The organism is Antiquaquibacter soli (assembly GCF_030580675.1).
Taxonomy (GTDB): domain Bacteria; phylum Actinomycetota; class Actinomycetes; order Actinomycetales; family Microbacteriaceae; genus Rhodoglobus; species Rhodoglobus soli.
In genome coordinates, this window is record NZ_JAUQUB010000001.1 from 1,154,695 (window position 1) to 1,167,633 (window position 12,939).

Below are 12,939 nucleotides of genomic sequence, written 5' to 3' on the forward strand. Positions count from 1 at the left end.
GTGGCGTCGACCGACGGCGAGCGACTCGCTCCGGTGACCTGGCTGTTCGGCGCTCCGGCACCGACCGCCCAGGATGCCCCGGACTCCGTCGCCTCGCCGTCGGTCGCCCCGCCGGTCGCGTCCACCTCGGCAGCGCCACGGCTCGCTCGCTCGCAGGAAGAGGTTGTCCGCCATCTCGCCGAGGAAGCCGATCAGATCGTCGCTCGTCGCTCGGAGACGGTGGAGAAGTCGCGCCGATCCGAAGAGCCGGGGCGCTTCCAGCGCATCAACAATGTGAGCATGCACGCTCTCGGTCGTCGGGGGATGTCCACGGCCGAGATGCGCGAGTACCTCCTCGGCCGTGAATTCGCTCTCGACGAGGTGGAGGGTGAGATCGACCGACTCCTCGGCGTCGGACTCCTTGACGACTTCGCCCTCGCAGAGACCCTCATCCGCACGCTGCGGGATCGCAAGGGGCTCGGACGCTCAGCACTCGTCGCGGAGCTGCGCCGCCGCAAGCTCGACGGCGAGGCCGTCGACGCCGCACTCGAGGACCTCGATGATGACGAGTTCGCCCGTGCGCTGTCTCTCGCTGAAAAGCGCGCCGGGCAGCTTCGCTCGCTCGACGACGAGACCGCCAAGCGAAGGCTCGGCGCATTCCTGATGCGCAAGGGATACTCGGGCGCCGTGGTCCAGGCCGTCGTGGCGCGAGCGCTGTCTCGCGCGGCAGCGGGACCGGTGTTCCGCTAGGCGCTGCACGCGCCAGGGGGCCGCCGTTCTACCATGGAGGCATGAGCCAGGCCGCCCCCGTGTCCGCCCCGCGCACCTACGAGGTGCGCACCTTCGGCTGCCAGATGAATGTGCACGACAGCGAGCGACTGAGCGGCTCGCTCGAGGCAGCGGGCTACGTGCGGGCCGACGGCGTGGAGCCCGACATCGTGGTCATCAACACGTGCGCGGTGCGCGAGAACGCCGACAACAAGCTTTACGGCAACCTCGGCCAGCTCGCCGCGACTAAGCGGGTCCACGAGGGAATGCAGATCGCTGTCGGCGGGTGCCTCGCCCAGAAGGACAAAGCAACCATCCTCGAGAAGGCGCCGTGGGTGGACGTCGTGTTCGGTACGCACAACATGGGCTCGCTACCGACTCTGCTCGAGCGCGCCCGTCACAACGGCGAGGCGCAGCTCGAGATCCTCGAGTCGCTCGACGTGTTCCCGTCGACGCTCCCGACCCGACGCGAGTCCACGCACAGCGCCTGGGTGTCGATCTCCGTCGGCTGCAACAACACGTGCACGTTCTGCATCGTCCCGTCGCTGCGCGGCAAGGAGAAGGACCGCCGACCGGGTGACATCCTCGCCGAGATCCAGGCGATCGTCGACGACGGTGCTATCGAGGTCACCCTCCTCGGGCAGAACGTGAACTCCTACGGCGTCGAGTTCGGGGACCGTCAGGCCTTCGGCAAGCTCCTGCGCGCCGCGGGCCAGATCGAGGGGCTGGAGCGCATCCGCTTCACGAGCCCCCACCCGGCGGCCTTCACCGACGACGTCATCGACGCAATGGCGGAGACCCCGAGCGTGATGCCGCAGCTCCACATGCCGTTGCAGTCGGGGTCCGACCGCATCCTCAAGGCCATGCGCCGGTCGTACCGCTCCGAGAAGTTCCTGGGCATCCTCGACCGGGTCCGCTCTCGCATCCCGCACGCGGCGATCAGCACCGACATCATCGTCGGATTCCCGGGCGAGACCGAGGAAGATTTTCAGGAGACCCTCCGCGTCGTCGAGGAAGCGCGCTTCGCCTCCGCGTTCACCTTCCAGTACTCCATCCGCCAGGGCACTCCCGCAGCGACGATGGAGGGCCAAGTGCCGAAGGCGATCGTGCAGGAGCGTTACGACCGGCTCGTCGCGCTCCAGGACCGCATCTCCGCCGAGGAGAACGCGAAGCTCGTCGGCTCACGAGTCGAGGTGATGGTCACGGTCGGCGACGGAAAGAAGGATGGCACGACGCACCGCATGTCGGGGCGCGCCCAGGACTCGCGGCTCGTGCACTTCGACGTTCCCGAGGGCAGCGCAGTTCCGCGCCCCGGCGACATGGTGACGGTCGAGATCACGCGCGCCGCGCCTTACTACCTCATCGCCGCGGAGCAGGGTCCGCTGGAGATCCGTCGCACGCGGTCCGGCGACGCCTGGGATCGTGCCGAGGCCGAGTCCTGCGCCGTCCCCGCTCCCGCGGGCGCGAGCGCTGCCGGAGCGGCCCGCGTCTCGCTCGGTCTCCCGGGGCTCCGAGTTGCGACCACCCCGATCTACGACACGAGCGACGGACTGCGCTGAGCGAGGTCACCGTGCGAGACGCCGTCGTCGTGATCGTCGGCGCGACGGGCACGGGCAAGTCCGAGCTCTCCCTCGATCTCGCCGAGGGGCTCGCGCGCCACGGGCGCTCGGCCGAGATCGTCAACGCCGACGCCATGCAGCTGTACCGCGGCATGGACATCGGCACCGCCAAGCTCGCCGTGGGGGAGCGCCGCGGCATCCCGCACCACATGCTCGATGTTCTGGATCCCCGGGACGAGGCATCCGTCGCCGACTACCAGTCGGATGCCCGGCTCGCGATCGACGGCATCCTCGAGCGCGGTGCCGTCCCGATCCTGGTCGGCGGATCGGGCCTGTACGTCTCGAGCGTCATCCAGGATTTCCGCTTCCCGGGCACCGACCCGGTGGTCCGTGAACGGCTCGAGGCCGACCTTGCGGAGCGGGGGCCGGGAATCCTGTTCGCCCGGCTGAGCGAGCTCGACCCCGAGGCGGCGGCATCCATCGGTCCGCACAACGGGAGGCGGATCGTGAGAGCCCTCGAGGTCATCGAGCTCACCGGCGAGCCCTTCGGAGCCGGGCTGCCGGAGGCCGGCGATCCGTGGCGGCCCACCACGGTGATCGCTCTCCGAGCGCCTCGCGAGCAACTCGTCGCCCGCCTCGACGCGCGAGTCGAGAGGATGTGGCAGGAGGGGCTTCTCGACGAAGTCCGCGGGCTGCGCGCCCACGGGCTCGGCGTGACAGCGAGCCGGGCGATCGGTTACGCGCAGGCCCTCGCCGAGCTCGACGGGGAGCTCTCGGGGCAGGAGGCCATGGCGCAGACGGCGGCGCTCACGCGACGCTATGCACGTCGTCAGGTGAGCTGGTTCCGCCGGTACGCCGACGCGATCTGGTTCGACTACGACGACCCCGGCCTCGTCTCCGGTGCGCTCGCGAGCATAGGGCAGGATTGAGGGATGGCGACTCTCGCGTTCACCAAGGGCCACGGCACGGGCAACGACTTCGTGCTCTACGCCGACCCCGACGGCGAGCTCGACCTCACTCCCGCGCAGGTTGCGGCCATCTGCGACCGCCACTTCGGAGTCGGTGCCGACGGCGTCCTTCGAGCCGTTCGCAGTCGGAGCCTGCCGGAGGGCGCGGCGGCTCTCGCCGAGGACCCTGATGCGGAGTGGTTCATGGACTACCGCAATGCCGACGGCTCGATCGCGGAGATGTGCGGAAACGGCATCCGCGTTTTCACACGGTTCCTTCTCGACAACGGACTCGCCGATCTGTCGCCGGGAGAGACATTGGCCGTCGGCACGCGCAGCGGCGTGAGGGACGTCCAATTGGCGACCAACGGCTTCCAGGCCGACCTCGGTCGCTGGGCCCTCGACGGGGGAGAGCCGCTCGTTCGCGCCAAGGAGCTCCCGGTGGCGCGCCCCGGGCTGGGCATCAATGTCGGCAACCCGCACGTCGTCGTCGCCCTCGCGAGCGACGAGGAGCTCGAGAGCGCCGACCTGTCGTACATCCCGGTCCTCGACCCTGAGCCCGTCGACGGGGCCAACGTGGAGTTCGTCGTCGCGGCTGACCCGCTCGTGAGGGACGGCGTCGGCCACATCCGGATGCGAGTCCACGAGCGCGGGAGCGGGGAGACCCTGTCCTGCGGAACCGGTGCGGTCGCTGCGGCGCTCGCGACGCGCTACTGGGCGGGCGAGGGCGCTCCGAACCAGTGGCGGGTGGACGTCCCCGGCGGCACCGTTGGCGTGCGGATGTTCGCCGCCGAGGACGGCGAGCACGTCTCTCTCAGTGGGCCGGCGGAGCTGGTCTTCGACGGAGAACTGACGGTCTAGTCGACGGGGATGATGTCGATCGGCTCGGTCATCCCAGTCCGGCGCCTTGCCCGCAGAAGTCGGTATCCCTTATTGGTGGCAGCGCGCACGAAGGAGAAGTCCCCGGGGAAGCTCGACTGGAGCCACCGGTGGAGCGAGTCGGAGCCGAGATTGCGCTGCACAACGAGCCAGGCATCCGAACCCCGCTCAAGGCGAGGCAGCCAGCGCTGAAGGAGGCCGTGGAGCTCGTTCTTGCCGACGCGGATGGGCGGATTAGACCAGATAGTGGTGAAAGTGACGTCGTCGGGAACATCATCCGGCAGAACCGCGTTAAGGTTGGGTATGGACATCTTTTCGGCGTTTGCGCGCACCAGGTCCAGTGCGCGCTCGTTCACGTCCACTGCCCACACCGTCGCGTGAGGTGATTCGATCGCCAGGGTCAGTGCAATAGGACCCCAGCCGCAACCGAGATCGAGAAGGTTGCCACCCGGTGGCGGAGAGGGAACTCCCGCGAGAAGCACCTGGGTTCCCGTGTCGATGCGATCGGGACTGAACACACCGCCGGCGGTCACTACCTCGCGATCGGCGCCGGCGAGTGTCACACGAATCGTGCGTGGCTTGAGCTCACTTCCTGGGGTCGAAGAGAAGTAGTGCTCGTTGGCCATGCAGAGAACTTACCGAAGTCGAGAGAAATAGGGTTAACCACTGATGACGCCAGATACTTCGCACGACGACACCCGCATCCGCGACGACGCGACCGGCCACGACGTCGACCGCGTGCTCGCGGCGGGATCCTCGAAATCGGCCGACGTGTCGATCTTCGGATCGGGTTCTGCGCTCGCGCTGCAGGACGACTCCCAGTACGACGACGCCCGTGACGGCGATCAGTTCGATCGCGAGGAGCGCGCTGCCCTTCGCCGCGTTTCCGGCCTGTCGACGGAGCTCGAGGATGTCACGGAGGTCGAGTACCGTCAGCTGCGACTCGAGAACGTCGTCCTCATCGGCGTGTACTCGGGCGGCTCGCTGCAGGATGCGGAGAACTCCCTCCGGGAGCTCGCCGCCCTCGCGGAGACCGCCGGCGCCGTCGTCCTCGACGGACTCCTGCAGCGCCGGCCGCACCCCGACCCCAGTACCTACTTCGGCAAGGGCAAGGCGGAGGAGCTTCGCGGAGTGGTCGCGGCCACCGGCGCGGACACCGTGATCGCTGACACCGAGCTGGCTCCGAGCCAGCGCCGTGCCCTGGAGGACATCGTCAGGGTCAAGGTCATCGACCGCACGGCCGTGATCCTCGACATCTTCTCCCAGCACGCCACGAGCCGCGAGGGCCGGGCCCAGGTCGAGCTCGCCCAGCTCGAGTACCTGCTGCCGCGACTGCGCGGCTGGGGTGAGTCGATGTCCCGGCAGGCCGGTGGCCAGGTCGGCGCGGGGAACGGAATGGGCAGCCGTGGTCCGGGTGAGACGAAGATCGAGCTCGATCGGCGTCGCATCCACAGCCGCATGGCGAAGCTGCGCAAGCAGATCAAGGGCTTCGCGCCCGCGCGCGAGGCGAAGCGGGCGAACCGCACGCGCTTCGAGGTACCGAGCGTCGCGATCGCTGGGTACACGAACGCCGGCAAATCGAGTCTGCTCAACCGCATCACGCGAGCAGGAGTGCTCGTCGAGAACGCTCTGTTCGCCACGCTCGACGCGACCGTCCGTCGGTCGACGACTCACGATGGCCGGGTGTTCACGCTCGCTGATACCGTGGGGTTCGTGCGCAACCTGCCGCACCAGCTCGTCGAAGCATTCCGCTCGACGCTCGAGGAGGTCGGCCAGTCCGACGTCATCGTGCACGTGGTGGATGCGGCGCACCCGGATCCGGCGGGTCAGCTCGCCACCGTCCGCGATGTGATCGGAGAGGTCGGGGCGCGAGACATCCCCGAGATCGTGGTCTTCAACAAGGCCGATCTCGCCGATGAGGACCAGCGGCTCCTGCTGCGCGGGCTTGAGCCCGACGGCGTGTTCGTCTCTGCGCGAACCGGGGAGGGGATCGACGAACTCCTCGCGCGGATCGCCGAGCTGCTCCCGTCGCCGGAGGTCGAGGTCGAGCTGCTCGTGCCCTACGACCGCGGGGAGCTCATCTCGCGGCTCCACGTCCAGGGCCGGGTGCTCACGACGGAGTACGAGGAGGAGGGCACCCGAGTCCGGGCGCTCGTGCATCCCGCCCGGCTCTCGGAGCTGGAGGCGTTCCGCACCTCGTAACACGAGGACATCCCGGGAGGGCGGTGCCTAGACTTGATCGAGTCAGGGCACCGCCCTCGACAGGTGCGACCGCCGAGCCCGGCACCCGCCCGCTCGGAGTCCAGCACGCGTGTGCGACCGGAGGGTGAGAGTGACCACGGAACCTGATTGTCCCGACCGGACATTCTCGTTCGAGCTGTACCCGCCGCGCTCGACCGACGCCGAGGCGGCGCTGTATGCCTCCATCGCCGAGCTCGTTGCGGCGGGGCCCGAGTTCATCTCCGTCACCTATGGTGCGAGCGGTTCGACGCGCGGTCTCTCCCTCTCGGTGCTCACCCACATGCTCCGCAATACCGAGGTCAAGCCCATGGCGCACCTGACGTGCGTCGGCTCCTCCTACGCGGAGGCGAGCCAACTCATCCGCGAATTCCTCGACGCCGGAGTCACGAGTTTCCTTGCCCTGCGGGGCGATCCGCCGGTCGGCTCGAGCGAGGATGACGACTTCCTCGGCGACCTCGGCAGCGCGGGGGAGCTCGTGCAGCTCATCCACCGCGTCCAGAAGGAGCGGGTGCCGTTCGCCTTCTCCGACGTCCCCGGCTTTCCGGGGGCGAAGCGCCTCTCGAGCGGTGAGAAGGTCACGATCGCGGTCGCGGCGTTTCCGAACGGGCATCCCCGGTCCCGCTCCGTCGAGCAGGATCTCGACACCCTCCTCGCGAAGGAGGCCGCGGGTGCCAACCTCGCGATCACGCAACTGTTCTTCCACGCCGACGAGTACCTGTCCTTCGTCGATCGAGCGCGTGCCGCGGGTGTCGCGATGCGCATCCTTCCGGGGATCATGCCGGTGCTCAGCCCGCGTCGGCTCGAGCGGATTCTCGAGCTGACCGGCGAGGCCGTGCCCGTCGACCTCCAGCGTCGACTCGCCGACGCCCCGGATGCCGCAGCTCAGGCCCGCGTCGGCGTCGAGCACGCGACCGAGCTCGGGCGGCGCCTGCTCGAGGGCGGCGCCCCCGGACTGCACCTGTACACGTTCAACCAGCACGAGGCGCCCCTCGCGGTTCTCCGCGGCGTCGGGCTCGTCGGCGACAGCGTCAACCCCTCTCCCGCTCCACGACAGAAGGAAACCGCATGACCAGCACCACGCCCTTTCCCACAGGAACGATCCTGGGGTACCCGCGCATCGGCCGTCGACGGGAGCTGAAGAAGGCCGTCGAGGCGTTCTGGGCCGGGAAGATCTCCGTCGACGAGCTCGAGGCGACGGCGGCGGAGCTGCGCGCCGCGACCCGCGAGCGACTGGTCTCGCTCGGCCTCGGTCGCTCCGACTCGTCGATCCCCGAGTCGTTCAGCTACTACGACCAGGTGCTCGACGCGGCGGTCACCGTGGGTGCCGTGCCGACCCGCTTCGAGCGCCTCGTGGGCGCCGACGGGTCCGTCGACCTCGCGGGCTACTTCACGATCGCCCGCGGTGAGGGCCAGGACACTCCGGCAGAGATGACGAAGTGGTTCGACTCCAACTACCACTACCTCGTGCCGGAGATCGGACCGGAGACCGTCTTCCGCTTCGCCTCGGATCGCCTGGTCCGGGAGGTCGCCGAGGCCACGGCGAGCGGCTATCGCACCCGCCCGGTTATCGTCGGGCCGGTCACCTTCCTGCTCCTCAGCAAGCCGAGCGTGGGTGCGCCCGACGGCTACCAGCCGCTCGACCGCCTCGACGACCTGCTCCCCGTGTACGCGGAGCTCCTCGCCGCGCTGACCGCGGTCGGTGCCGAGTGGGTTCAGCTCGACGAGCCCGCTCTCGTGAGCGAGAGCATCGATTCGCCGCGGGATGCGGTGCTCTCGGCGACGACGCGCGCCTACGAGGCGCTCGGTGCCGCAGCCGTCCGGCCCTCGATCTTCGTCGCTGCCCCGTACGCCTCCCTGGACGACGCGCTCCCGGTGCTCGCCGCGACGCCCGTCGAGGCGATCGGGCTCGACCTGGTGAAGGGCGACCTGCCGTCGGGATTCACCACCGACAAGGTCCTGGTGGGCGGTGTCGTCGACGGCCACAACGTCTGGCGCGGCGATCTCGCTGCCGCCTTCTCCTCGCTCGAGTCGCTGCGCGGGCTGAGTCCCGCGGTCGCGGTGTCGACGTCGACGAGCCTCTTCCACGTGCCGCACGACGTCGACGACGAGCCGCTCCTGGAGGACTGGCTGAAGAGCTGGCTGGCATTCGCCGACCAGAAGGTCGCCCAGGTCGCCACTCTCGCGAAGGGCCTGACGGAGGGCAAGGCGGCCATCCAGGCGGAGCTGGATGCGGCGACGGATGCTCTGGCCGCGCGGCACTCGGCAGCCGGAGTGCGCGACGGCGCGGTGCGCGAGCGCGCGGCATCCCTCACCGCGGCGGATTTCTCGAGGGGCGACTACGCGGCCCGGCTCGCGGCTCAGGAGGAGGCGCTGCACTTGCCCTTCCTCCCGACGACGACGATCGGCTCGTTCCCGCAGACCGGCGATATCCGCAAGACGCGCGCCGCCCTCGTCCGCGGGGATATCTCGGCCGAGGAGTACACCGAGGCGATGCGCGCCGAGATCCGCCGCGTCGTCGAGCTCCAGGAACAGATCGGCCTCGACGTCATCGTGCACGGTGAGCCCGAGCGCAATGACATGGTGCAGTACTTCGCCGAGAACCTCGACGGGTTCGCGGTCACGCAGAACGGCTGGGTGCAGTCCTACGGCTCGCGCTGTACGCGCCCGTCGATTCTCTGGGGGGATGTCTCTCGTCCCGCGCCCATCACCGTCGAGTGGTCGACTTACACCCAGAGCCTCACTGACAAGCCGGTGAAGGGGATGCTCACCGGGCCGGTCACGATTCTCGCCTGGTCCTTCGTGCGCGACGACCAGCCGCTCCGCGATACGGCCAACCAGGTCGCACTCGCCCTTCGGGACGAGATCGAGGATCTCGAAGCGGCCGGGATTGGCATCATTCAGGTGGATGAGCCGGCGCTGCGGGAGCTGCTGCCGCTCAAGAAGAAGGACCACGAGGACTACCTCGACTGGTCTGTCGGGTCCTTCCGCCTCGCGACCGCTGGCGTCGAGGACCGCACCCAGATCCACACGCACCTCTGCTACTCCGAGTTCGGCGTCGTCATCGACGCCATCAACCGCCTCGATGCTGACGTGACGTCGATCGAGGCGGCGCGCTCGAAGATGGAGGTCGTGCCCGACATCAAGCGCAGCGGCTTCGGTCGCGGCATCGGCCCGGGCGTCTACGACATCCACTCGCCGCGCGTGCCGTCGATCGAGGAGGTCAGCGAGCTCATTGACATTGCGCTCGGCTCGATCCCGGAGCGCCAGGTGTGGGTGAACCCGGACTGCGGCCTCAAGACCCGCGGCTACGACGAGACGGTGCAGTCACTGTCCAACGTTCTCGCCGCCACGCGCGCCGCGCGCGAGAAGGCGGGCGTCTAGCCCCGCGACATCGCCGAGTGTTCCGATTTCGTCGCTATGAGCATCCTCATTCCGACACAATCGGAACACTCGGCGCGCGATCGAGCCTAGACGGCGCGCAGTACCGCCACGACCTTGCCGAGCACCTCGGCGTCATCGCCGAGGATCGGCTCGAAGGAGGAGTTGCGGGGCAGAAGCCACGTGTGGCCGTCGCGCTGCTTGAACACCTTCACAGTGGCTTCGCCGTCGAGCATCGCCGCGACGATGTCGCCGTTGATGGCGTCGTGCTGCTGGCGCACGACGACCCAGTCGCCGTCGCAGATGGCGGCGTCGATCATCGACTCGCCGACGACCTTCAGCATGAAGAGCTCGCCCTTGCCCACCAGCCGGCGGGGGAGCGGGAAGACCTCGTCGACCTGCTCGTCGGCCGTGATCGGGATGCCCGCGGCGATGCGGCCCACGAGCGGCACGAGCGCTGCGTCCCCAACGGAGGGCGCGCCAGTATCGACGACGGCCTCCGTCTCGAGCTCGGGGAGGTCGATGAGGACCTCCATGGCGCGCGGTCGGTTCGGGTCGCGGCGCAGGTAGCCGCTGAGCTCGAGCTGGTTGAGCTGGTGCGTCACGCTAGAGAGGGAGGCGAGGCCGACGGCGTCGCCGATCTCGCGCATGCTCGGCGGATATCCCCGGGATGCGACGGACCGCTGGATCACGTCGAGGATGGCCAGCTGCTTGTCGCTCAGGCTCTTGCGCCGCCGTGTGCCCGGCCGCTCGGCGCGATCCGTCGCGCCCGCAGTGTTCTGCTCGTCGTCCACGGTCTGTTTCCTCCCCGATACCGGTCGAGCACCGATGTCGGTGGCTCCCTCGAAACTGTATCCGGCTAGAGGAGCGAAAACAAACACATATTCGAGTGTGTCGGCGCAATGTCGGTGGTGCACTCGAAGATGGACTTGATTTCGATGTAAATCGAAGCTATGTTCGGAACAGAGCTACTAAGACTTCGTATCCGGTGCTCCCGGCCGAGAACCGGATACGAAACCCCGTCCGGCGCGAGAGCGTCGGCTTGGACATGAGGAGCACGACAATGACCACGGCGACCTTCAGCGCAAGCGGCTACCCGGCCCTGTCCTCGCGCACGCCGGTGCGTCCCGTCGCCGCGCGACCGCGACTGCGCCTCACTCGACGCGGCCGCGCTGTGCTGCTCGCACTCGCGGCCGCACCACTCGTGATCGCTGCCTTCTTCTTCTTCACCCTCAACGGCGGGGGAGCGACGGCGTCCTTGGACGACGCGAACGTCACGTTCGCCTACGTGACCGTGGATGCCGGTCAGTCGCTCTGGCAGTTGGCCGAGTCGATCGCCCCGACGGCTGATCCCCGCGAGGTCATCGACGCGATCATCGCGTTCAACAACCTGGGATCGGCGGACGTGTACGCGGGCCAGGAGCTCGCGATTCCGGTCCAGTACCTGCCGTAGTCACGAGGGGCGGCACCTGGTCGCCCTAAGCTTGTCGGGTGACGAGCCTGAACGACCTGCCGATCCGCGACGACCTCCGGGGCAAGACCCCGTACGGTGCGCCGCAGGAGCACGTGCGGGTGCAGCTGAACGTCAACGAGAACACGCACCCCATCCCCGAGGGCGTAGCGACGGACATCGTGACCGCCGTCGCCCGAGCCGTGCTGGGAGTCAACCGCTACCCCGACCGCGAGTTCACCGAGCTGCGCGAGTCCCTCGCCGCCTACCTCGGCCACGGGCTCGCACCCGAGAACATCTGGGCGGCGAACGGCTCGAACGAGGTCCTTCAGCACGTGCTGCAGGCGTTCGGAGGGCCGGGCCGCTCCGTGCTCGGCTTCCCTCCCACGTACTCGATGCACTCGATCATCGCCGACGGGACCGGAACCCGCTGGGTGACGGCCGAGCGCGACACCGACTACCGACTGTCCGCTGCGACGGTCGCCAGCGCGATCGAGCGGGAGCGGCCCGACATTGTGTTCCTGTGCTCGCCGAACAACCCCACGGGGACACCGCTCGGGATCGACGTTATCGAGGCGGCATACGACGCGACGCCGGGCATCCTGCTCGTCGACGAGGCGTACGCCGAGTTCCAGGACGGGCCGACGGCGCTCTCGCTCCTCGCGGACCGGCCACGTCTGCTCGTCAGCCGGACGATGAGCAAGGCCTTCGCGTTCGCGGGCGCGCGCGTGGGCTACCTTGCCGCCGATCCCGCCGCGATCGACGCCCTCCGTCTCGTACGCCTCCCGTACCACCTTTCCGCGCTCACTCAGGCCGCAGCCGTCGCGGCGCTCGCCCACGCCGATGAGATGCTCGCGATGGTCGACGACATCAAGGCGCAGCGCGACCGGATGATCGCCGCGCTTCCCGCGCTCGGCTATACACCGCACGAGAGCGCCGCCAACTTCGTGCTCTTCGGGGGAGTGGCGGATCCGCATGCGGTCTTCGAGTCCCTCTTTGCGGAGGGCATCCTCATCCGAGACGTCGGCATCCCGAACCACTTGCGGGTCACGGCGGGCACAGACGCGGAGACGACGATCTTCCTCGACGCGCTCGCGCGCCTCGGGGCCGCAGGCGACCTCGGTAGGATGGCGCCATGACTTCCCGCGTCGCCACGATCCGCCGCGAGACGAGCGAGTCGAGCATCGAGCTGACCCTCGACCTCGACGGCACCGGCTCGTCGACGATCGATTCGAGCGTGCCGTTCTACGACCACCTGCTCACGGCCTTCGCCAAGCACTCGCTCGTCGATCTCACGGTGAAGGCCACGGGCGACACCCACATCGACGTCCACCACACGGTCGAGGACATCGGCATCGCCCTCGGTCTTGCGATCCGCGAGGCACTCGGCGACAAGGCCGGAATCTCGCGTTTCGGCGACGCGCTCGTCCCGCTCGACGAGGCGCTCGTGCAGGCGGTCGTGGATGTCTCGGGCCGACCCTACCTCGTCCACTCCGGTGAACCCGCGGGCTACGAGCTCCACCTCATCGGCGGTCACTTCACCGGATCGATGGTCCGCCACGTGTTCGAGGCGATCTCGTTCAACGCGGGGCTCACGGTGCACGTCACGGTGCTCTCGGGCCGCGACCCGCACCACATCGCCGAGGCCGAGTTCAAGGCTTTTGCGCGGGCATTCCGTTTCGCCGTCGCTCGGGATGACCGCGTTTCGGGCATCCCGTCGACCAAGGGCGCTCTCTGA

Annotated in this window: 12 protein-coding genes; 10 read left to right on the plus strand and 2 right to left on the minus strand. The window is 68.7% G+C overall.

Annotated features, from left to right (window positions below; all coding sequences use genetic code 11):
* Genes Q5716_RS05680 through dapF form a run of 4 tightly spaced genes read left to right on the plus strand, consistent with a single transcriptional unit; the run spans position 1 to position 4,114 of the window.
* Positions 1-729 carry a regulatory protein RecX gene (locus tag Q5716_RS05680; RefSeq protein WP_305002120.1) on the plus strand — a complete coding sequence of 243 codons (729 nt, stop codon included), beginning with the start codon at positions 1-3 and terminating at the stop codon, positions 727-729.
* A gap of 41 nt (positions 730-770) precedes the next feature.
* Positions 771-2,306 carry a tRNA (N6-isopentenyl adenosine(37)-C2)-methylthiotransferase MiaB gene (gene miaB, locus Q5716_RS05685; RefSeq protein ID WP_305002121.1) on the plus strand — a complete coding sequence of 512 codons (1,536 nt, stop codon included), beginning with the start codon at positions 771-773 and terminating at the stop codon, positions 2,304-2,306.
* An 11-nt stretch (positions 2,307-2,317) separates the two neighbouring features.
* The gene (gene miaA / locus Q5716_RS05690) at positions 2,318-3,235 is read left to right on the plus strand and encodes a tRNA (adenosine(37)-N6)-dimethylallyltransferase MiaA (protein WP_305002122.1); all 918 of its coding nucleotides are present in this window, start codon (positions 2,318-2,320) and stop codon (positions 3,233-3,235) included.
* A 3-nt stretch (positions 3,236-3,238) separates the two neighbouring features.
* Positions 3,239-4,114, plus strand: coding sequence for a diaminopimelate epimerase (gene dapF, locus Q5716_RS05695; protein WP_305002123.1), 876 nt, complete (start codon positions 3,239-3,241; stop codon positions 4,112-4,114).
* Here dapF and Q5716_RS05700 read toward each other — a convergent pair.
* Entirely contained in the window at positions 4,111-4,758 is a 648-nt protein-coding gene (locus Q5716_RS05700) for a class I SAM-dependent methyltransferase (protein WP_305002124.1), read from the minus strand. The two genes, dapF and Q5716_RS05700, sit on opposite strands and share 4 nt — an antisense overlap.
* Positions 4,759-4,801: 43 nt before the next feature.
* On the opposite strand from Q5716_RS05700, the gene hflX reads away from it, so the two are divergent.
* From hflX to metE, 3 genes are all read left to right on the plus strand, one after another.
* Positions 4,802-6,334 carry a GTPase HflX gene (gene hflX / locus Q5716_RS05705; protein WP_305002125.1) on the plus strand — a complete coding sequence of 511 codons (1,533 nt, stop codon included), beginning with the start codon at positions 4,802-4,804 and terminating at the stop codon, positions 6,332-6,334.
* A gap of 130 nt (positions 6,335-6,464) precedes the next feature.
* Positions 6,465-7,442 carry a methylenetetrahydrofolate reductase gene (locus Q5716_RS05710; protein WP_305002126.1) on the plus strand — a complete coding sequence of 326 codons (978 nt, stop codon included), beginning with the start codon at positions 6,465-6,467 and terminating at the stop codon, positions 7,440-7,442.
* On the plus strand, positions 7,439-9,754 hold the full coding sequence (gene metE / locus Q5716_RS05715) for a 5-methyltetrahydropteroyltriglutamate--homocysteine S-methyltransferase (RefSeq protein WP_305002127.1): 2,316 nt from the start codon (positions 7,439-7,441) through the stop codon (positions 9,752-9,754). The genes Q5716_RS05710 and metE overlap by 4 nt, the downstream gene beginning before the upstream one ends.
* 86 nt (positions 9,755-9,840) lie before the next feature.
* On the opposite strand, the gene lexA is transcribed toward metE, so the two are convergent.
* Positions 9,841-10,545 carry a transcriptional repressor LexA gene (lexA, locus tag Q5716_RS05720; protein WP_305002128.1) on the minus strand — a complete coding sequence of 235 codons (705 nt, stop codon included), beginning with the start codon at positions 10,543-10,545 and terminating at the stop codon, positions 9,841-9,843.
* A 269-nt stretch (positions 10,546-10,814) separates the two neighbouring features.
* Here lexA and Q5716_RS05725 point away from each other — a divergent pair, with 269 nt between their 5' ends.
* Genes Q5716_RS05725 through hisB form a run of 3 tightly spaced genes read left to right on the plus strand, consistent with a single transcriptional unit; the run spans position 10,815 to position 12,939 of the window.
* Entirely contained in the window at positions 10,815-11,204 is a 390-nt protein-coding gene (locus Q5716_RS05725; RefSeq protein WP_305002129.1) for a LysM peptidoglycan-binding domain-containing protein, read from the plus strand.
* 38 nt (positions 11,205-11,242) lie between these two features.
* Positions 11,243-12,340, plus strand: a complete 1,098-nt coding sequence (locus Q5716_RS05730) for a histidinol-phosphate transaminase (protein WP_305002130.1) — start codon at positions 11,243-11,245, stop codon at positions 12,338-12,340.
* Positions 12,337-12,939 carry an imidazoleglycerol-phosphate dehydratase HisB gene (hisB, locus tag Q5716_RS05735; protein ID WP_305002131.1) on the plus strand — a complete coding sequence of 201 codons (603 nt, stop codon included), beginning with the start codon at positions 12,337-12,339 and terminating at the stop codon, positions 12,937-12,939. Before Q5716_RS05730 ends, hisB begins: the two co-directional genes overlap by 4 nt.